This window comes from Moraxella sp. ZY200743 (assembly GCF_050885545.1).
In the GTDB taxonomy this organism is placed as follows: domain Bacteria; phylum Pseudomonadota; class Gammaproteobacteria; order Pseudomonadales; family Moraxellaceae; genus Moraxella; species Moraxella haemolytica.
The window spans coordinates 1684862-1704895 of sequence record NZ_CP091313.1 but is presented as its reverse complement, the minus strand read 5'-3'; the positions used below and the strand labels follow the sequence as shown (position 1 = coordinate 1704895).

General features: G+C 41.2%; 17 protein-coding genes. 9 read left to right on the top strand and 8 right to left on the bottom strand.

The genetic code is table 11. The features are described from left to right. Positions 1–446 precede the first annotated feature (446 nt). From L3D27_RS08355 to L3D27_RS08320, 8 genes are all read left to right on the top strand, one after another. A complete protein-coding gene (locus L3D27_RS08355; protein WP_432480903.1) occupies positions 447–1823 on the top strand; it encodes a diaminobutyrate--2-oxoglutarate transaminase in 1377 nt (458 codons plus the stop codon). A 271-nt stretch (positions 1824–2094) separates the two neighbouring features. Then, complete coding sequence (locus L3D27_RS08350) at positions 2095–3642, top strand: type I restriction-modification system subunit M (RefSeq protein ID WP_432480902.1); 1548 nt, start codon at positions 2095–2097, stop codon at positions 3640–3642. Positions 3643–3646: 4 nt separating this feature from the next. After that, a complete protein-coding gene (locus L3D27_RS08345) occupies positions 3647–4279 on the top strand; it encodes a restriction endonuclease subunit S (RefSeq protein ID WP_432480901.1) in 633 nt (210 codons plus the stop codon). After that, positions 4228–4845, top strand: coding sequence for a restriction endonuclease subunit S (locus tag L3D27_RS08340; protein WP_432481901.1), 618 nt, complete (start codon positions 4228–4230; stop codon positions 4843–4845). The genes L3D27_RS08345 and L3D27_RS08340 overlap by 52 nt, the downstream gene beginning before the upstream one ends. A gap of 1 nt (position 4846) precedes the next feature. Further along, on the top strand, positions 4847–5767 hold the full coding sequence (locus L3D27_RS08335; RefSeq protein ID WP_284673232.1) for an Abi family protein: 921 nt from the start codon (positions 4847–4849) through the stop codon (positions 5765–5767). A 168-nt stretch (positions 5768–5935) separates the two neighbouring features. Then, positions 5936–9037: a type I restriction endonuclease subunit R gene (locus L3D27_RS08330; protein ID WP_432480900.1), complete on the top strand. Its 3102-nt coding sequence runs from the start codon at positions 5936–5938 to the stop codon at positions 9035–9037. 157 nt (positions 9038–9194) lie between these two features. After that, entirely contained in the window at positions 9195–10736 is a 1542-nt protein-coding gene (locus L3D27_RS08325; RefSeq protein ID WP_432480899.1) for a pyridoxal phosphate-dependent decarboxylase family protein, read from the top strand. 9 nt (positions 10737–10745) lie between these two features. Next, positions 10746–11570 carry a DUF72 domain-containing protein gene (locus L3D27_RS08320; RefSeq protein ID WP_432480898.1) on the top strand — a complete coding sequence of 275 codons (825 nt, stop codon included), beginning with the start codon at positions 10746–10748 and terminating at the stop codon, positions 11568–11570. A gap of 86 nt (positions 11571–11656) precedes the next feature. Here L3D27_RS08320 and L3D27_RS08315 read toward each other — a convergent pair whose 3' ends face one another. The 3 genes from L3D27_RS08315 to metX form a co-directional block, all read right to left on the bottom strand. Then, positions 11657–12220, bottom strand: coding sequence for a tetratricopeptide repeat protein (locus L3D27_RS08315; protein WP_284673228.1), 564 nt, complete (start codon positions 12218–12220; stop codon positions 11657–11659). An 82-nt stretch (positions 12221–12302) separates the two neighbouring features. Then, positions 12303–12920, bottom strand: coding sequence for a methionine biosynthesis protein MetW (metW, locus tag L3D27_RS08310; RefSeq protein WP_432480897.1), 618 nt, complete (start codon positions 12918–12920; stop codon positions 12303–12305). Between the two features lie 68 nt (positions 12921–12988). Next, positions 12989–14200, bottom strand: a complete 1212-nt coding sequence (gene metX / locus L3D27_RS08305) for a homoserine O-succinyltransferase MetX (protein ID WP_284673226.1) — start codon at positions 14198–14200, stop codon at positions 12989–12991. Positions 14201–14484: 284 nt separating this feature from the next. On the opposite strand from metX, the gene hemH reads away from it, so the two are divergent. Continuing rightward, complete coding sequence (gene hemH / locus L3D27_RS08300; protein ID WP_432480896.1) at positions 14485–15450, top strand: ferrochelatase; 966 nt, start codon at positions 14485–14487, stop codon at positions 15448–15450. An 87-nt stretch (positions 15451–15537) separates the two neighbouring features. On the opposite strand, the gene L3D27_RS08295 is transcribed toward hemH, so the two are convergent. The 5 genes from L3D27_RS08295 to L3D27_RS08275 all read right to left on the bottom strand — a co-directional run bounded on the left by L3D27_RS08295 (position 15538) and on the right by L3D27_RS08275 (position 19917). Beyond that, positions 15538–16161 carry a trimeric intracellular cation channel family protein gene (locus tag L3D27_RS08295; RefSeq protein ID WP_284673224.1) on the bottom strand — a complete coding sequence of 208 codons (624 nt, stop codon included), beginning with the start codon at positions 16159–16161 and terminating at the stop codon, positions 15538–15540. A gap of 55 nt (positions 16162–16216) precedes the next feature. After that, positions 16217–16354 carry a hypothetical protein gene (locus L3D27_RS08290; RefSeq protein ID WP_432480895.1) on the bottom strand — a complete coding sequence of 46 codons (138 nt, stop codon included), beginning with the start codon at positions 16352–16354 and terminating at the stop codon, positions 16217–16219. 44 nt (positions 16355–16398) lie between these two features. Further along, on the bottom strand, positions 16399–17037 hold the full coding sequence (gene gmk / locus L3D27_RS08285) for a guanylate kinase (RefSeq protein WP_284673222.1): 639 nt from the start codon (positions 17035–17037) through the stop codon (positions 16399–16401). A gap of 105 nt (positions 17038–17142) precedes the next feature. Then, entirely contained in the window at positions 17143–17628 is a 486-nt protein-coding gene (locus tag L3D27_RS08280) for a protein disulfide oxidoreductase (RefSeq protein WP_432480894.1), read from the bottom strand. Between the two features lie 66 nt (positions 17629–17694). Further along, positions 17695–19917 (bottom strand): NADP-dependent isocitrate dehydrogenase, encoded by a 2223-nt coding sequence (locus L3D27_RS08275; RefSeq protein ID WP_432480893.1) that lies wholly within the window; start codon positions 19915–19917, stop codon positions 17695–17697. Positions 19918–20034 lie beyond the last annotated feature (117 nt).

Genomic DNA, 20034 nt, shown 5'->3' with positions numbered 1-20034 from the left:
AAAAACACCGTCAAGATTGGCGGTGTTTTTTAATTGCCTTAAGATGGTGCTAAGTTGGCATTAGAATCGTACAAAATTTACTTGTTAAATTTGCCCTGTATGTTATAATTTGCCACTTTTTAAAATTTAATGAGTTTACAGTGGTTTATTTTGATAAATTCATCACATTTTTAAAATATTGCCGTGCAAGCGGTTGAATCGCTTTGATTTGCCCCCATGGAGAAACTGGAGCGATTACTCTTGCAAAATTGGCGTGCAACTTTTGATTTGTTAAGCCATGAAGATGCATGCCGAACATCGCCAAACCTTGTTAAACCCAAATTTTATTATTAATAAATTGGGTTTGGGTTTAGGAATGCGGTCATGAAGTTTTGTCCATGTTAGATGAGCTTGATGCTGTATTCATAGGTTTTTCTTTTAACCCTTATCTGAGATGGTAATCCGATATGAGCGTTCATTTTGTAAATCATGCCCCCGTAACCCCTAAAGACGGTGCAACTAACGACTACTACCTGACTCGTCAAGACCAAATGGAGTCAAATGTTAGAAGTTATCCTCGTAAACTCCCCCTAGCCATTGCCAAAGCACAAGGTTGCTGGGTAACTGATGTTGAAGGCAACGAATACCTTGACTGCCTAGCAGGTGCTGGTACTTTGGCTCTTGGGCATAATCACCCTGCCACCATCAGTGCCATCAAAGATGTGCTAGATAGTGGATTGCCACTACATACGCTGGATATTACCACACCGATTAAGGACGCTTTTACCGAAAAGCTACTCTCTTTCTTTCCGCAAGATTTTATACTGCAATTTTGTGGACCGACTGGGGCGGATGGTACAGAAGCTGCCATTAAACTTGCCAAGACTTATACAGGGCGTGATAATGTGATTGCCTTTTCTGGCGGCTATCATGGCATGACGCATGGCTCTTTGGCGATGACAGGCAACCTATCCGCCAAAGAAAAAGTAGGCAATCTGATGGCAGGCGTGCAGTTTATGCCTTATCCGCATGAGTATCGTTGTCCTTTGGGGCTTGGTGGCGAAGCGGGTGTTGATGCCTTGACTTATTATTTTGAAAATTTCATTGAAGATGTAGAAAGTGGGGTAGTCAAACCTGCTGCGGTTATTCTAGAGGCGATTCAAGGTGAAGGTGGTGTGGTTGTTGCTCCCACCAAATGGCTACAAAAAATTCGTGAAGTAACTGCCAAACATGATATTGTGCTGATTTTGGACGAAGTGCAAGCTGGCTTTGCTCGTTCTGGCAAGATGTTTGCCTTTGAACACGCTGGTATTATCCCTGATGTGGTGGTGATGAGTAAGGCGGTTGGCGGTGGCTTGCCACTTTGTGTGCTTGCCATCAATAAGAAGTTTGATGCTTGGTCTCCTGCTGGTCATACAGGTACTTTCCGTGGCAATCAGCTGGCAATGGCGGCAGGTTATAATGTGCTAGAAGAGATTAGCAACAATAATCTGACCGAAAATTCACGCATTCAAGGTGAGTTTTTGCGTGCTGAGATCAATCAGCTTGCCCAAGAATATCCTTGTATTGGTAATGTGCGTGGTCGTGGGCTAATGAACGGTATTGAGATAGTAGATGAGCGTCAGCCTGCTGACCAAATTGGCTCATATCCTGCCGATGGCGAGCTTGCAGCAGCCATTCAAAAAGCGTGCTTTAACAATAAACTACTCTTGGAGCGTGGCGGTCGTGGCGGTACGGTGGTGCGTATTTTATGCCCAATTACCATCACTCGTGAAGAGTGCGAAGAAGTCGTAAAACGCTTTAAGAAGTCGGTGGGCGAAGCACTAAAAGCGGTGCGTGGGTAAGTTCTTTATTTGGTTTTAGATTCAACAAGGCATTCTTTGGAGTGCCTTGTTTTTTTGTGGTATAATTTTTAGATTAAGTGTGCCTAAATCAACATGGGTGATTTTGGGTGGTTTGGCTAAAGACATAAAGATAGATACCATCTATGCTTTATGAGAGCCAAAACAACAAGCTCAACATGATTATTGGCAATGCAGATAGTTTTTATAAGATCTATCATAAGATGTATGGTAAATTAAATACTTTGATTTTTATTGTTAAGGGATATGAGTCATGACAGCACAACAGCAACGAGCCGAATTACAACGCCGCATCTGGCAAATTGCCAACGAGGTGCGCGGGGCGGTAGATGGTTGGGATTTTAAACAATATGTATTAGGCACGCTCTTTTACCGCTTCATCAGTGAGAATTTTTCTGCTTATATTGAAGCGGGCGACGATGGCGTTCATTATGCCAGCTTTCCTGATGATAGCTCGATTTTGGCACAAATCAAAGAAGATACCATAAAAACCAAAGGCTATTTTATTTATCCTAGCCAATTATTTGAAAATGTCGCCAAAAATGCCAACGACAACCCCAACCTTAACACCGATTTAAAAGCCATTTTTGATGCCATTGAATCGTCCGCCAATGGCTTTGATTCTGAACGAGATATCAAAGGTTTGTTTGCTGATTTTGATACCACATCTAGCCGACTAGGTAACACCGTTGCCGACAAAAACAGACAGTTGGCGGCTGTTCTAAAAGGCGTGGAAGGCTTGAATTTTGGTGATTTTAAGGACAATCAGATTGATTTGTTTGGCGATGCTTATGAATTTTTGATTTCCAATTATGCTGCCAATGCAGGCAAATCAGGGGGTGAGTTTTTTACTCCGCAACATGTATCCAAACTCATCGCAAAGCTTGCGATGCACGGACAAAGCAACATCAATAAAATCTATGACCCTGCTTGTGGGTCAGGTTCGCTGTTATTACAAGCTAAAAAACAATTTGATGAACACATCATTCAAGATGGCTTTTTTGGGCAAGAGATTAACCACACCACTTACAACCTTGCTCGCATGAATATGTTTTTGCACAATATCAATTATGACAAGTTTGAAATTGCTTTGGGTGATACTCTACTAACACCAGAGTTTGGTGATGGCAAGCCTTTTGATGCCATCGTCTCCAATCCGCCTTATTCTATTAACTGGATTGGCTTAGACGACCCTACTTTAATCAATGACGAGCGTTTTGCCCCTGCTGGCGTGCTCGCCCCCAAGTCAAAAGCCGATTTTGCTTTTATTATGCACGCTTTAAATTATCTGTCTGCCAAAGGGCGGGCGGCGATTGTTACTTTTCCGGGGATTTTTTATCGTGGTGGTGCAGAAGCAAAAATCCGCAAATATTTGGTGGATAACAACTTTATTGAAACGGTAATTGCACTTGCTCCCAATCTGTTTTTTGGTACAAGCATTGCGGTCAATATTTTGGTTTTGTCCAAACACAAAACAAGCAACCAAATTCAATTTATTGATGCCAGTAAATTATTTAAAAAAGAAACCAATAATAATATTTTGACCGATGAGCATATTGAAAAAATTCTCCAAATCTTTGCCGACAAAAGTGAAATCGCTCATTTTAGTGCCAATATTGCAAACAATCAAATTGCGAGCAATGATTATAATCTGTCTGTATCCAGTTATGTGGAAGCCGAAGACACCAAAGAAGTGATTGATATTGCGGTATTAAATGACCAAATCCGCCAAACGGTCAGTAAAATTACCACTTTACGCCAAAGTATTGATGAGATTATTGTGCAGATTGAAGTGGAGTAAAATAATGCACACCTTTATTAAAAATCTCTTAAATGGGCAATCAGTAGAATGGAAAACTTTAGGGGAAATTGCGGAATTGAAGCGTGGGCGAGTTATGTCAAAAGAATATTTGGCGGATAACAAAGGAAACTACCCTGTTTACAGCTCTCAAACAGCTAATAATGGCGAGATTGGCAAAATCAATACTTTTGATTTTGAAGGGGAATTCGTTACTTGGACAACAGACGGTGCGAATGCTGGAACGGTTTTTTATCGTAACGGAAAATTTTCCATAACAAATGTTTGCGGTTTAATTATTTTAAATAACAATAATCAACTAAATTACAAATTTATTTATCATTGGCTTTGTATTGAAGCTAAAAAATATGTGTATTCAGGCATGGGAAATCCAAAATTGATGAGCAATCAAATGGAAAAGGTAAAAATCCCAATCCCACCCCTAGAAATTCAACAAAAAATCGTCCAAATTTTGGACGCATTTACCGCTTTGGAAAGTGAATTAGAAAGAGAATTGCAAAAAGAACTGGAATTAAGGCGAAAGCAATATACTTATTATCGTGATACATTATTGTCATTTGATAATTCATCGCAATTAGAGTCGTCTCTCTCTCTCTCTCTCTCTCTCTGGGAACAATAGTTTGGAAAACTCTGGGGGAGATTGCTTATTATTCAAAAACCAGAATTAAAGCAAATAGCCTTAATGACCAAAACTATGTGGGCGTGGATAATTTGTTGCAAAATAAACAGGGCAAAACACTATCCAATCATATTCCAGAAAAGGGTAATGTTGCAGCTTATTTTAAAGATGATATTTTGATTGGTAATATTCGTCCATATTTAAAAAAGATATGGCAAGCCAATAATGATGGTGGAGCAAGTGGAGATGTTTTGGTCATTCATTTGACGGATAATTCTGTTAATTCAAGATATTTATATCAAGTTTTATCCGATGATAAATTTTTTGCTTACAATATGCAACACGCCAAAGGGGCAAAAATGCCACGAGGGAGCAAGGAGATGATTTTAGATTACAAAATCCCAATCCCACCCCTAGAAACCCAAACCCAAATTGTCGCCATTTTGGATAAATTTGACACGCTTACACATTCTATTAGCGAAGGCTTGCCCCGTGAAATTGAACTGCGTCAAAAGCAATATGAGTATTATCGGGAGTTGCTTTTGAATTTTGATATGGAATCATAAAATGACCCAAAAAAGAGCACCAAAAACTTGGAAAAACTTTGATGAGCAACTTGCTTTATTAAAATCTCGTGGATTGATTATTATTGATGAGAATAATGCAAAGAAATATTTAAAGAATATCGGTTATTATCGGCTTAGTGGGTACTTTTATTCATTTCGCCAAAAAGATTTGAGGCAGCCAAAATCTCGTTTGGATGATTTTATTGCTGATAGTGAGTTTGATGATGTTAGAAAACTTTATATTTTTGATAAAAAGTTGCGACATCTTGCCTTAGACGCTTTGGAGCGTATAGAGATTGCCCTAAGAACCAATATCAGTTATGTGCTTGGGGAATATGGTGCAACAGCCTATAAAGATAGCCAATATTTTAATGATAAATTTAATCACGCAGAATGGCTAGACACTCACGAAAAATTATTAGAAAGAGAAAAGCACAACAGTTTTGTTAAGCATCATCATCAATATTATGACGATATGCCTATTTGGGTGGTCAGTGAAATTTGGGATTTTGGTACAATGTCCAAGTTGTATAAAGGAATGAAATCAGAAGATAAAGACAAAATTGCCAAGCTTTATCATCTAAAAAGTGGCACACATTTACAAACCCATTTACACGCTTTTAACCTTATTCGCAATATTTCTGCTCATCACGGCAGATTATGGAATAGAAATATGGTATTTAGTGCAAATTTAAAAGGTTTAGAGCCTGAATTTCGGCAATTAAATAGTAAAAATATGTTTGTGTATTTTTGTTTGATGAAAAGAATGCTTGATGTGATTTGCCCAAATTCTACTTGGGGTGAGCGATTTTTGGCTCTATTGAACGAGTTTCCGCAAGTAAAAAATGGTGCTGTGAGCTTGCACCAAATGGGCGTAGATATTGAGCCAACAGCTTGGAAGCTCTGGCACAAATCCAAATAATAAGCAAAAGAAAGCCCCTAGCCTTGAACCCCAACCACTTAGGTTGGCAAAACTAGGGGAGTTGTTGGACAATATTGTATCTAAGTATCCTTAGATTGTCAAGCAAAAATGTCGCTATATGTTGCTATATGTCGCCATATAATGTAATCGCCATAAATAGGAATAAAGATGACCACCCAAATCACCCCCATCGCCGAAACCAATCATTTTATTGTTTTGGACAAATACGAAAAAATTGACCAATCGGATGCCAGTTATCAAAGTGAAAGTGCTTTGGAAAAAGAATTGATTGAAGATTTAATCAATCAAGGTTATGAATATCGCCGTGATTTAACTAGCCAAGCTAGACTCTTGGCAAATGTGCGTGAGCAATTACAAAAGCTCAATGATGTGGCTTTTTTGGATAAAGAATGGGAGCGTTTTGTCGCAGAATATTTGGATGTGCCATCTGAAAACATCGTTGAAAAAACCCGTAAAATTCACGATGACCATATTTGTGATTTTGTCTTTGATGATGGGCGTATCCAAAACATTTATTTGCTGGACAAAAAGAACATTGCCCGCAATTTTGTGCAAGTCATCAATCAATTTGAACAAACGGGCAATCACAAAAACCGCTACGATGTTACGATTTTGGTCAATGGTTTGCCTTTGATTCAAATTGAACTCAAAAAACGAGGCGTTGCCATTCGTGAGGCTTTCAATCAAATCCATCGTTATAGCAAAGAGAGTTTTAATTCAGATAATTCTTTATTTAAATTTTTACAAATTTTTGTGATTAGTAATGGCACAGATACGCGTTATTTTGCCAATACCACCAAGCGAAACAAACACAGCTTTGATTTTACAATGAATTGGGCAAGGTCTGATAATCACCCAATCAAAGATTTAAAGGATTTTACTGCCACATTCTTTCAAAAAGATACCTTGTTGCGTGTGTTATTGCAGTATTCGGTATTTGATAGTAGTGATACGCTATTGATTATGCGACCTTACCAAATTGCAGCGGTGGAGCGAATTTTGTGGAAAATTAAAAATACGCATTTAACCAAAAACTGGGGAAGTTTAGAAAGTGGCGGTTATATTTGGCATACCACAGGTTCAGGCAAGACGCTGACCAGTTTTAAGGCAGCCCGTTTGGCAACAGAGCTGGATTTTATTGATAAGGTCTTTTTTGTGGTGGACAGAAAAGATTTGGATTATCAAACGATGAAAGAATATCAAAGGTTTAGTCCTGATAGTGTCAATGGTTCAGAAAGTACCGCAGGGCTAAAACGCAATTTGCAAAAAGATGATAACAAAATCATCGTAACCACCATTCAAAAACTCAACAATCTGATGAAATCGGAAGATAATCTACCGATTTATCAAAAACAAGTGGTGTTTATTTTTGATGAATGTCACCGCTCACAATTTGGCGAAGCACAAAAGAATTTAAATAAAAAATTCAAAAAGTTTTGTCAATTTGGTTTTACAGGCACGCCTATTTTTCCACAAAATGCTTTGGGTGCAGAAACTACCGCCAGCGTTTTTGGTCGCCAGTTACATTCTTATGTGATTACTGATGCGATTCGTGATGAAAAAGTTTTAAAATTTAAAGTGGATTATAATGATGTTCGCCCACAATTCAAATCCTTAGAGAGCGAACAAGATTTAAATAAATTACCGGCATTTGAAACCAAGCAAGCACTTTTACACCCCGAGCGAATTACCAAAATCAGCCAATATATTTTGGATAATTTTAAACATAAAACCCATCGTTTAAATGCAGGTGGTAAGGGGTTTAATGCAATGTTTGCGGTAAGTTCAGTTGATGCCGCCAAAGCCTATTATGAGGCTTTTAAAGAATTGCAAAAAGACCAAGAAAAACCTTTAAAAATAGCGACCATTTTTTCATTTTCTGCCAATGAAGCCCAAGATGCGGTTGGTGATATTGAAGATGAGGGCTTTGAATTAACGGCAATGAATAGCAGTGCCAAAGAGTTTTTGCAGTCCGCCATTAATGATTATAACGCTCTATTTCAAAGCAATTACAGCGTAGAAAGCCGAGAATTTCAAAATTATTATCGTGATTTAGCCAAACGCGTAAAAAATCAAGACATTGATTTATTGATTGTGGTTGGTATGTTTTTAACAGGATTTGATGCACCGACATTAAATACTTTGTTTGTGGATAAGAATTTGCGTTATCACGGTTTGATGCAAGCCTATTCACGCACCAATCGTATTTATGATGCCACCAAATCTTTTGGCAATATCGTTACCTTTCGTGATTTGGAACAAGCCACCATTGATGCCATTACTTTATTTGGTGATAAAAATACCAAAAATGTGGTATTGGAAAAAAGCTATCAAGAATATATGGACGGCTATACCGATAGCCAAACAGGCGAGGCTCGGCGGGGTTATTTGGAAGTTGTCAAGGAATTAAATGAACGATTCCCCGACCCTGAAAAAATAGAAACCGAAAAAGACAAAAAAGAATTTGCCAAATTATTTGGTGAGTATTTGCGTGCCGAAAATATTTTGCAAAATTATGATGAATTTACCGCACTCAAAGAAATACAAACAGTTGATTTGAATGATGAAACTGCGGTAATGGATTTTAAAACCAAATTTCAATTAAGCGATGATGATTTTGCTACAATGCAAACCATACCAATGCCATCTGAGCGAGTGGTGCAAGATTATCGTTCTACTTATAATGACATTCGTGATTGGCTTCGTCAGCAAAAAGGGGCGGAAAACCAAAATCAAAGCCAAATTGATTGGGATGATGTGGTTTTTGAAGTGGATTTGCTAAAATCACAAGAGATTAATTTGGATTATATTTTGGAACTTATTTTTGACCATCACAAAAAAATCAAAGATAAGACGGCATTGGTAGAAGAAATTCGCCGTACCATTCGGGCAAGTATCAGTAATCGTGCCAAAGAGGGTTTGGTGGTGGATTTTATTAATCAAGCGGATTTGGATAGCATTCCTGATAAGCCAAGTATTATTGGTGAGTTTTATGAATTTGCCCAAAGCGAACAAAAACGCGAAGCCGATGAACTCATTAGCGAAAATAATTTAAATACGGAGGCTACTAAACGCTACCTGATAACTTCACTAAAACGAGAATATGCCAGCGAAAACGGTACAGATTTAAATGCGGTATTGCCAAAAATGAGTCCGCTTAATCCCAATTATTTAACTGCCAAACAAAGTATTTTTCAGAAAATTGTAGCGTTTGTGGAAAAATTTAAAGGGGTGGGTGGTGATGTTTGATGGTCATTGGGTTTGACCAGTCTGGCTTTTGGTGTTTGAGTTGCTAAGGATGGATAACCTTGTTATTATTTTTTTGATGTTACAGGGCGAATAAATGGATTGATTTTAAAACCGTGTTATAATAAGTCATTTTCCATCAACATGAATTAGGAAGACAATGACCAATCTTACCCAACACCGTAAAGCTCTGTTTTGTAATGACGAACAGTCCGTCAATGATTATCAAAATGCAATGAATACGGCAGTAAAAGCCGTAGCTGACTGGTTGCAAGAAGATAAAATGTACACAGGCGGTAGTATTAACGAACTACGCCAAGCAATTAACTTTCAGCCAAGCCAAGAGGGTTTGGGACTTGATGAGGCGTTAAATCGTGCCATCAATTTGTTTTTAAATAAGAGCCTAAAAGTGCATCATCCGCATTCGCTTGCCCATTTGCATTGCCCAACGATGGTAAGCTCACAGATTGCTGAAGTGCTGATTAATGCCACCAATCAATCTATGGACTCTTGGGACCAGTCGCCTGCAGGCTCGTTGATGGAGGTGCAACTGATTGACTACCTACGCCAAAAAACAGGCTATGGCACAGGCACAGCAGGGGTATTCACATCAGGTGGGACACAGTCTAACTTGATGGGGGTGTTGCTTGCTCGTGATTGGGCGATTGCCAAAAACTGGCAAAATAACGGCAAAGAATGGTCGGTGCAACAAGATGGCATTCCACCTGACGCATTGGCGAAGGTAAAAGTGATTTGTTCACAAAACGCCCATTTTAGTGTCCAAAAAAATATGGCGATGATGGGCATGGGTTTTGCTTCAGTTGTTGCTGTGCCTGTCAATAACAATGCTCAAATGGATACGGATGCTCTTGCCAAAACAATACAAACGCTCAAAAATGACGGCAAAATTATAGCGTGTGTGGTGGCAACCGCTGGCACAACAGACGCAGGGGCGATTGATGACATTCGGACAATCCGCAAGCTGTGTGATGAAGTTGGGGCATGGCTACACATTGATGCGGCATGGGGCGGGGCGTTGCTGTTGTCTAACAACCATCGTGATATGTTGAGCGGTATTGAGCTGTCTGATTCGGTAACGCTGGATTTTCATAAGCACTTTTTCCAAAGCATCTCATGCGGTGCGTTCCTACTAAAAGATGAAAAAAATTATCGCTTTATGCACTATGAAGCCGAGTATTTAAATTCAGCCTACGATGAAGAGCATGGCGTGCCAAATCTGGTATCAAAATCACTACAAACCACTCGCCGTTTTGATGCGTTGAAGTTATGGTTGACCATTGAGGCTTTGGGCGAGAAGCTTTATGGTTCAATGATTGATCATGGCGTGCAATTAACTCGTCAAGTGGCAGATTACATCAAAGCGACCGATGACTTGGAGCTATTGGTAGAGCCACAATTTGCTAGCGTATTGTTCCGTGTTGTACCAAAAGATTATCCGAGCCAATTTATTGATAATCTCAACCAAAATGTGGCAGATGAACTGTTTGCCAAAGGTGATGCTAATATTGGCGTAACTCGTGTCATTGACGGCAAGCGTGATGTGCAATCATTAAAAATGACAACGCTTAGTCCTGTTGCCACTTTTGATAATGTCAAAGCCTTGTTATCACAGGTCTTGGCAGAGGCAGAACGAATCAAAGATGATATCAAAAATGGGACTTATACACCGCCGATTGCTTGATTGTGATTGATGAAGTCAAACATTTACATTGGTACAGGTGGATATAGCGACACCGATTTAATTGGTACGCTGTATCCACATGGTGCACGCCCAAGCGAGTTTTTGCACCACTATGCCAATCACTATGATTGCGTGGAAATTAACAGTAGTTTTCATGTACCGATTGGGCAAAAAACCGTGTTTGGCATACTAGATAAGGCAGGCGAATGGCTTAAGTTTTCATTTAAACTACACCAAGATTTTAGCCATACTCGTACCGCCACCATCAAAACTGCCAAAAGTTTTTTAAATATTCTTACGCCCATTCACTCCTTTCTTGCCCCGTTATTGTTGCAGTTTTCTTACAGTTTTGAGCGAACGCCTGTCAATCGTCAGTATCTAGGCGAGTTGGTCAAGTGGTTTGATGGGTATTTGCTTGCCATAGAGTTTCGCCACCCCAGTTGGCACATTGCCCCTGTTTTTGAGTATTTTAGCAAATCGGCAAATCTCATCTGGGTTAATGCAGACTACCCTAAAAATATTGGACTGCCTAACACGCCTTTTTGGGTAAATACTCGCACTGCTTATTATCGCTTGCATGGCAATAATCAACATTGGTGGGACGAAGCAACCGCCAAAGAACGCCATGATTATCGCTATACCGATGATGAACTTGGTAGGATTGCTGATGAAATTTTTGGCAGTCGAGAGCAGTTTGATGAGTTGTTTATTTATTTTCAAAACACCACCAATGCCCATTCTTTTTATAATATCATGACGTTAAAAGAGAAATTATCAGCACTGGGTTTTTTGGTCAAGACGCCAAAACCAAGTGGGCAAGGTGTGCTTTTTTGATGGGTTGGGTATGATAAAAACCGCCTTGGCTAGGGCGGTTTTGGTTTCGTTGTTCTTAGTGATGTTTGATGGGGTATGCTTAATGGTTATTGGTTTTGAAACCAACTATTGGCATTGTTCTTTGCATTCTCGATATCTTCAGATGATAGATTTAGAGCAAGCTGACCAATCTTGGTCTGGGCTTTATTTTTGATATTTTGATCTAACATGCCATCTCGTGTGGATAGGTCATACCATTTGTAAGCATCTACAAGGCGTTTTTCTCGTTCATCTAGTATGGCAAGAGCATAGCTGGCTCGATTGTCGCCTAGATGAGCAGCTTTTTCTAGCCATTTGCGTGCTTCATCCATGTCAGCCCCAACACCTTCACCTCGTAGGTACATCAGACCTAAGTTTAGCTGAGCGGGTGGGATATTTTGTTCAGCAGCACGAGTGTACCAGTAGGCGGCACGACTGGCATCTTTGGGTGTTCCTTCGCCTTTTTGTAGGCGTTTTGCTAGGAAAAATTGAGCGTGATGATTGCCTTGGGCTGCTTGGTCGGTCAAGTTGCTGATGTCCATGTTTTCAAACTGGACGCCAGATGACTGAGCATGGCTTACCACCGCAGTACTGAGCGTAGCAGAAAATAGAACGATTTTTAGGATTTTCATAACAACTCCAAAATAAATCAATATACTATCTTAGCATTTTATGCTAAAAAACTCAATGGATAAATCAAGCCTAAGGTGGGTGTTAGCGTAGTTTTGTAATGCGATACACCGCCACATCTGCCAATAGATTGGGAGCGACTTTGACGATTTTATTGCGGATAAACGCTGGGATTTTTTGGTTTGGGTTGTCCCATAGAGCGACTGTTTCAAGAATACGAATGTCGTTATCGTGGCAGAGTTTCTCAAAATCCTTGAAAGTGCATAGGTGTATGTTTGGCGTGTCATACCACTGATGGGGCAGGGTCTCACTGATGGGCATGATTCCTTTAATGCCTAGATACATTCGGTTTTGCCAGTAGGCAAAGTTGGGAAAAGTTACAATGCCAAACTTAGCAACACGAAGCATGTCGTTTAATAAATCTTGGGGGTTTTTGACTGCTTGCAAGGCACGAGTCATGACGACTGTATCAAAGCTGTTATCAGCGAAGCGAGCCAAGCCATCGTTTAGGTCTTGCTCTATGATGTTTAGCCCTTTGGCGATGGCTTGATTGATTTTATTGGAATCAATTTCAATGCCATAACCTGACACGCCCAGACGCTCATGCAAGTGAGCCAGTAGCGTGCCATCGCCACAGCCTAAATCTAGGACTTTAGCACCTTGTATTATCCAGTTTTCGGCTAATTGATGGTCTATATTCATGGTTTTTCTTGGTGGTTAAAAGTAGGTCAATAAATAAGGCTTGGGTCTTTGCTTGGTTTATAGCCTTGTCAGCTAAGATGGTTTTTGTCATGCTGTTTGTGAGTGAAATTGATGGCAGGAGCATTTAAAAACCCTCGAACGGCACTGGTGTAGCGGTCAATGTCAAATAAGAACGAATCATGCCCATGAGGTGCATCTACATTAACAAAGCTAACAGGCTTATCATTTGCCATGAGTGCATCAACAATTTCCACCGAACGCTCTGGGCTAAACCGCCAGTCAGTCGTGAACGAGACGATCAGAAACTTGCATTCGGTACGAGCAAGGGTCTGCTTGAGTGCTTCTTTTTCATCTAAGTGATCGGCCGTATAATCCCGTGTTGGGTCAAAGTAGTCAAGGGCTTTGGTCATCAGCAGGTAAGTGTTGGCATCAAAATTTTTGCTAAACCGCTCACCTTGATAACGCAAATAACTCTCCACCTCAAATTCCACATCAAAGCCATACATGAATTTGCCCGACTTTAAATCACGCCCAAACTTAGCTCTCATGGCCTCTTCGGTGATGTAAGTAATATGCCCAACCATGCGAGCCAATATCAGCCCCCGTTTAGGATAAGTACCGTGCTTTAGATACCAACCATCATGAAAGTCAGGGTCGGATAAGATAGACTGGCGTGCCACTTCATTAAAGGCAATATTTTGGGCGGATAGCTTAGGAGTACTTGCGATGATGACCGCTCGCTCTAAACGGCTTGGGTAATCGACCGACCATTGCAGGGCTTGCATGCCACCCATTGAGCCACCGATGATGGCGTGCCATTTGGCAATGCCTAAGCGGTCAGAGAGCATGACTTGGGTTCTCACCCAATCTTTAATGGTGATAAGGGGAAAATCCGCCCCCCAAATCTCACCTGTGGCAGGGTTAATCGATGTTGGACCTGTTGAACCATGACATGATCCGATGTTGTTGAGACACACCACAAAAAATCGGCTCGTGTCTATCGTCTTGCCATTGCCAATCAGATTGTCCCACCAGCCTGCTTTGGTATCGTCAGGCGAATGATAGCCTGCGGCGTGGTGTGAGCCTGATAGAGCATGGCAGATTAAGATGGCGTTGGTTTTGTCAGGATTTAGTGTGCCATAAGTTTCAATAACAAGGTCAAAACTTGGCAGTACTTGTTCGCATTCTAGGCGTAACGGCTGATTAAAATGCAGGGTTTGGGGTGTAACTATTCCAACAGAAGTTGGGTCAAGATAAGGTGCTTGGTTGTGAGATTGCACGAAAATTATCCATTTTTTGTTTGTTTTTGTAGTGAATTAAAAGGGGTTATTGTAGCATTTTGTTTGGCTCTTAATCAATGACTTGGTCAGCTTGATAAAGAATTTTGGCAAAGTTTGCTTGGCTGATGGCGACTTGGCGGTTTTTTGATTTAACCAAATTAAATTATTGATACAAATAGACTGCTATTTTTGATAAAAAATGGTACACTAAGTCGCATTGTAACAATGTACATCAATCAAAAAGTTTTAATAAGACAGTTGCTAAAATAAGTTAAAATAAGCACATGAAAACAGCCATTATCCTTGTCAATCTAGGCACACCAGATGAGCCAACACCGCAGGCAGTGCGTCGCTACTTGCGTGAGTTTTTGTCCGATACCCGAGTGATTGAGATGCCATCGTTTATTTGGCAGATTATCCTAAATCTATTTGTATTGACCACTCGCCCTAAGCGTGTGGCTCATGCCTATGAAAGTGTATGGACGGATGAGGGGTCGCCACTGCTTGCGATTTTAAAGGCACAGGCAAGTCAGCTTGAGCACAAACTCTTTGAGATGGGCAAATGTATTTCTGTATTTCCTGCTACCACTTACGGCAATCCAAACATCAAGCAGGTACTACAAGAGCTACAAGCTAAGGGGCATGATGACATTATTGTCCTTTCATTATATCCACAGTATTCAGCGACCACGACCGCCGCTGTCTTTGATAAAGTGGCAGACTACTGCAAGGCACAGCGTCATATGCCGGCCATTCAGTTTGTGGGTGATTATCATGATCATCCACTGTATATACAGGCTTTGGCAGGCAGTATTCGTAGATTCTGGGCGGTGCATGGGCGTGCTGAGCGTCTTTTAATGAGTTTTCATGGCATTCCAAAACCTTATGTTGATAAAGGCGATCCGTACGCTGAGCAATGTCATCGCACAGCAACGCTAGTCGCAGGCGAGCTAGGTCTTAATGATGATGAGTGGGCGATTAGTTTTCAATCTCGTTTTGGGGCACAAGAGTGGCTAAAACCCTATACTGATGAACTATTAACCCAATGGGGTGCAGAAGGACTGTCTGTACAAGTACTAAGCCCTGCCTTTAGTGCTGATTGTCTTGAAACCCTAGAAGAACTTGCGGTAGAGAACCGTGATAACTTTATGAATGCAGGCGGTAAGTCCTATCAGTATATCCCTGCCTTAAACACCGATGAGCGACACATTCAGTTATTGGTAAGTTTGGTGGGGCGTTATTTGTCATAAATTGGCATTTGATTACGATTAACTTGGTTCTTTTATCAAAAAACCTGTCGTATCGGCAGGTTTTTTGATAAAGACTTAAACAAACAATCATAGCAGGCGAATGGATGGTAGATGCCAGTCAAAACGAATGGCAAGCATTCTAACCCCAAAGATGATGCCTAAGGCTAAAGTGTCTTGAATGCCATTGACAACACCTAAATAACCCAAAAGAAAGTACACCACTGAACCGATGATACTGGCACTGATGTAGATTTCTTTTTGTAATACCAGTGGAATTTCGTTGCAAATCATATCACGCATGATGCCACCTGCGATGCTTGTTAATACCGCCATCATGACTGCAATGAATGGATGGGCTCCAAAAGACAGCCCAACCTTTAGTCCGATGATGCTAAATGCGGCCAGACCCACTGCATCAAAGAATTTGAGCGTCCAATCAATTTTTTGGTAATAGCTAAAAAACATCTGACAAATGAGCGATGTCAATGTGATGATGATAATATAGTTCAGATCGGTCATCCAAAATAGCGGGTGGCGGTCTAGCATGACATCACGAATCGTTCCACCGCCGATGGCATTGACCATTGAGACCAAAATACAACCAAAAAAGTCAAATTTTCGGTGCAGGGCTAAGGTTGTGCCTGCGATAGAGCAAGCGATGATACCCACCATATCAAGCAGATAAATCATCAGTTCAGGGGTTGGTAACATATGTTGTCTTAAATAATCAGAGTGTTTGAAATGGTACGGACAAAGCGAATTAAACCTATCGTTGCCATTGCTGCCGATTTAGCTGACGGCGGACGGTGCGAGCAAGTCTGATAGGCACCATCATTGATGCCACCCATCTTTCTTGTGTGGTATCAATGATGGTAACAAATGCCTGAATTTGCCATCGGTTCATCAAGAACAAGGTTCTCTAAAATGCTGATGGCAATTAGCAAGATATCAGTCTTGTGATAATAGGGAGCTGATGAGCGTGTGATGGCGACTTTGTTGTTTGGCGAGTGTCAGTCGATTGGCAGTAATGATGGACTGTAAGTCGGTTAACGCTTGGTTAAAATCGTCATTGATGACCACATAATCAAAGTGATGATAATGTTGCATCTCATGAGTAGCACCTGCCAATCGAGTATTGATAACCTCAATGCTGTCCTGACCACGATTTGATAGGCGGAGTTTTAGAGTATCTTTGCTTGGCGGTAAAATAAAAATCATCACTGCGTGTTCAAACTTTTCTTTGACCTGCAAAGCCCCTTGCCAGTCAATTTCCAAGATAACATCAATTCCTTGATGAAGTAGGTCATCAACAGCCTGTTTGGAAGTGCCGTAGTAATTGCCAAAGACTTTGGCATATTCAAAGAACGCACCGTTTTTGATGAGTTGCTCAAAGTCGTCCTTGGTTGTAAAGTGGTAATGTACGCCATCTATTTCGGCAGGTCTGGGGTCTCGTGTGGTGTGAGAGATACTCACTTTTAGCTGTTCGGTGCTTGCTAGCAGTTCTTTGACCAGACTGGTTTTGCCCGTACCTGATGCGGCGGTGATGATAAATAGTGTGCCTTGGGTGTTTGTGCTGTGTGTATTCATGATGCTCTTGAATAACCGTCAATGATAAAAGGGGTGTTAAAAAAGTATGCCATTAAAACAAACATTATAACACAAGCCTATCGTGTGATGAAGTTTTGTTGACATTTATAAACGAGCAAACCACAACCGAGCTTTTAATGACCAAAGTGGGGCAAATCCTGTGAAACTTTGTTTAATTTCACCATCTTTTAAAATGATAAAAGTTGGCACGACCTTACCTTGCCAGTCGGCAAAGATATCCCCTGCTAGGTCATTGATGACGATAAAATCATAGTCGTGAGTTTGTAGGTAAGTACTAAGCTCATCGGTGCTGTCTGATTTGACCGCCACAGAGACAATGGGTGTGCCTGTCTGATGTAGCTGCTGAATGTTGGGTGTGGTGAATCGGCAGATACTACACCAAGTTCCCCAGAAGTAGAGCAATACTGGTTCTTTATGGCTTTGGGCGATGACATCAATTGGTGTCTGGTGCTGAAGATAGGTCAGTTGCGGAACTTGTGGCATGGCGGGAGCTCGCCAAAAGTTAACGGCACTGTATATTACCAAGAATATCAGCAGATAGCCACAAAGATTGATTAGAAGTTTTTTCATAATAGGTGTTTTATGTATTAAGAATAAAAATGCCACCTAGTTAGATGGCATTTTTTGTGGTTGGGTTTATAGCTGTGCAATGATGCGATTAAAGGTCTCGCTTGGACGCATGGTAGCAGTTAATACATCACGGTCGGCAGCATAGTAGCCTTTGGTATCAACTGGTTTTCCTTGTACGCCATTTAGCTCGTTAATAATGGCAGTCTCGTTTTCTGATAATGCTTGTGCAATTGGAGCAAATTCCGCTGCCAATGCCGTGTCAGTGCTTTGAGCTGCTAGCTCCTCTGCCCAATATTTTGCCAGATAGTAGTGGCTACCACGGTTGTCAAGCTCACCTGCTTTACGCTTCGGTGATTTGTCATTTAGTAGTAGTTTTTCGGTAGCAGCATCTAGGGTGTTAGCCAATACTTGAGCTTTGGCGTTGCCAGTTTTTTGAGCGGTGTGCTCTAGTGATACCGCCAGTGCCAAGAACTCGCCTAAGCTATCCCAACGCAGATGGTTTTCTTCGTTGAACTGCTGAACATGTTTTGGTGCACTACCGCCAGCACCAGTCTCAAACATACCACCGCCGTTCATCAAAGGCACAATAGATAGCATCTTGGCTGATGTGCCAAGCTCTAAAATTGGGAATAGGTCGGTTAGATAATCACGCAGTACATTGCCTGTTACACTGATGGTGTCTTGTCCATCTTTTAGACGCTCAAGGGTGAATTGGGTAGCGTCAGCGATAGACAAGATGCGTAAGTCCAAACCATCGGTGTCAAGCTCGCCAAGATAGGTGTTAACTTTTTTGATGAGTTCGGCATCGTGTGCACGATTGGCATCTAACCAAAATACCGCAGGCGTGTCTGAAAGGCGAGCACGGTTCACTGCAAGTTGTACCCAATCTTTGATGGCAGCGTCTTTGGTTTGGCAGGCACGCCAAATGTCGCCGTCTTGCACTTCGTGCGATAGCAACACATTGTCTGCATCGTCAATCACTTCTACCTTGCCTGCACCTTTGATTTCAAAGGTCTTGTCGTGCGAACCATATTCTTCAGCCTTTTGAGCCATTAGACCGACATTTGGCACAGTACCCATGGTAGTTGGGTCGAATGCACCATGCTTTTTGCAGAATGCAACCACGGTTTCATATAGCGGTGCGTAGGTGCTGTCAGGAATGGTAATTTTGGTATCTTGAAGTTCACCATCGGCGTTCCACATACGACCTGAGGTACGAATCATTGCAGGAATTGACGCATCAATAATCACATCGCTTGGCACATGCAGGTTGGTAATACCTTTATTGGAATCTACCATCGCAATGCTAGGGCCTTCATAGAATGACTTGGCGATCAAGGTCTCTACATCGGTGCGAGTATTGGCTTCTAGTTTGTCTAGATTGGCAAATAAGTTGCCTAGCCCATTATTGACATTGATGCCGGCACTGTTTAGTTCGTTGCCAAATTTTTCAAACACTGGAGCAAAAAACGCTTTAACCGCATGACCAAAGATGATGGGGTCGGAGACTTTCATCATGGTGGCTTTCATGTGCAAACTAAATAACACGCCTTTTTCTTTAGCATCTTGGATTTCACGGCTTAAGAACGCAATCAAGGCGTTTTTGTTCATGACGGTTGCATCAAGCACTTCACCTGCTTGTAGTGCCACAGGCTTGCGTAGTTCGGTGCGGTTGCCGGTATTGTCAGTAAAGATGATATTGGCATTCATTGCAACAGGTGCGGTGAATGATTTTTCGTTGTGAAAAAAGTCATTATCTGACATGGTAGCGACATGGGTTTTTGAGTCGGTTGTCCATGCACCCATTGAGTGTGGGAATTTTTTGGCAAAGTTCTTTACCGCTTTTGGAGCGCGGCGATCAGAGTTGCCTTCACGCAAAACTGGGTTTACAGCTGAGCCTTTGACACGGTCATAGCGTGCTTGAATGTCTTTTTGTTCATCGGTGGTTGCATCTGCTGGATAGTCAGGCACGGCATAACCGCCACTTTGTAGTTCTTTGATGGTCGCCAGTAGTTGTGGCATAGACGCAGAAATGTTTGGCAGTTTGATGACATTGGCGTCTGGCTGCTTTACAAGTTCGCCAAGTTCAGCAAGTGCATCAGTAGTGCGTTGTTCTGGGCTTAGGTATTCAGGAAACTGAGACAGAATACGACCGGCAAGTGAGATGTCGCTAGTTACAAAATTGATGTCAGAACTTTTGGTAAAGGCTTGAACGATTGGTAATAAAGAATGCGTTGCTAGGGCAGGGGCTTCATCTGTATAGGTATAGATGATGGTAGATTTACTCATAAAAACTCCAGATTGTCATGTTGTAAATAGGGGGGATGCTGTGATTGGTATCAACCAAATACCCAGCGTCATCACAAGTGATGGTATCTGCACTTGTAACTAAGTCCATTTATTGCG

Excerpts from the sequence above, each read along its gene's own strand:
- L3D27_RS08345 (WP_432480901.1), top strand. The coding sequence starts at position 3,647 with ATGCACACCTTTATTAAAAATCTCTTAAATGGGCAATCAGTAGAATGG.
- L3D27_RS08350 (WP_432480902.1), top strand. The coding sequence starts at position 2,095 with ATGACAGCACAACAGCAACGAGCCGAATTACAACGCCGCATCTGGCAA.
- L3D27_RS08335 (WP_284673232.1), top strand. The coding sequence starts at position 4,847 with ATGACCCAAAAAAGAGCACCAAAAACTTGGAAAAACTTTGATGAGCAA.
- gmk (WP_284673222.1), bottom strand. The coding sequence starts at position 17,037 with ATGAATACACACAGCACAAACACCCAAGGCACACTATTTATCATCACC.
- L3D27_RS08325 (WP_432480899.1), top strand. The coding sequence starts at position 9,195 with ATGACCAATCTTACCCAACACCGTAAAGCTCTGTTTTGTAATGACGAA.
- L3D27_RS08330 (WP_432480900.1), top strand. The coding sequence starts at position 5,936 with ATGACCACCCAAATCACCCCCATCGCCGAAACCAATCATTTTATTGTT.
- metW (WP_432480897.1), bottom strand. The coding sequence starts at position 12,920 with ATGAATATAGACCATCAATTAGCCGAAAACTGGATAATACAAGGTGCT.
- L3D27_RS08275 (WP_432480893.1), bottom strand. The coding sequence starts at position 19,917 with ATGAGTAAATCTACCATCATCTATACCTATACAGATGAAGCCCCTGCC.
- L3D27_RS08315 (WP_284673228.1), bottom strand. The coding sequence starts at position 12,220 with ATGAAAATCCTAAAAATCGTTCTATTTTCTGCTACGCTCAGTACTGCG.
- L3D27_RS08280 (WP_432480894.1), bottom strand. The coding sequence starts at position 17,628 with ATGAAAAAACTTCTAATCAATCTTTGTGGCTATCTGCTGATATTCTTG.
- L3D27_RS08290 (WP_432480895.1), bottom strand. The coding sequence starts at position 16,354 with ATGAACCGATGGCAAATTCAGGCATTTGTTACCATCATTGATACCACA.
- hemH (WP_432480896.1), top strand. The coding sequence starts at position 14,485 with ATGAAAACAGCCATTATCCTTGTCAATCTAGGCACACCAGATGAGCCA.
- L3D27_RS08320 (WP_432480898.1), top strand. The coding sequence starts at position 10,746 with ATGAAGTCAAACATTTACATTGGTACAGGTGGATATAGCGACACCGAT.
- L3D27_RS08295 (WP_284673224.1), bottom strand. The coding sequence starts at position 16,161 with ATGTTACCAACCCCTGAACTGATGATTTATCTGCTTGATATGGTGGGT.
- L3D27_RS08355 (WP_432480903.1), top strand. The coding sequence starts at position 447 with ATGAGCGTTCATTTTGTAAATCATGCCCCCGTAACCCCTAAAGACGGT.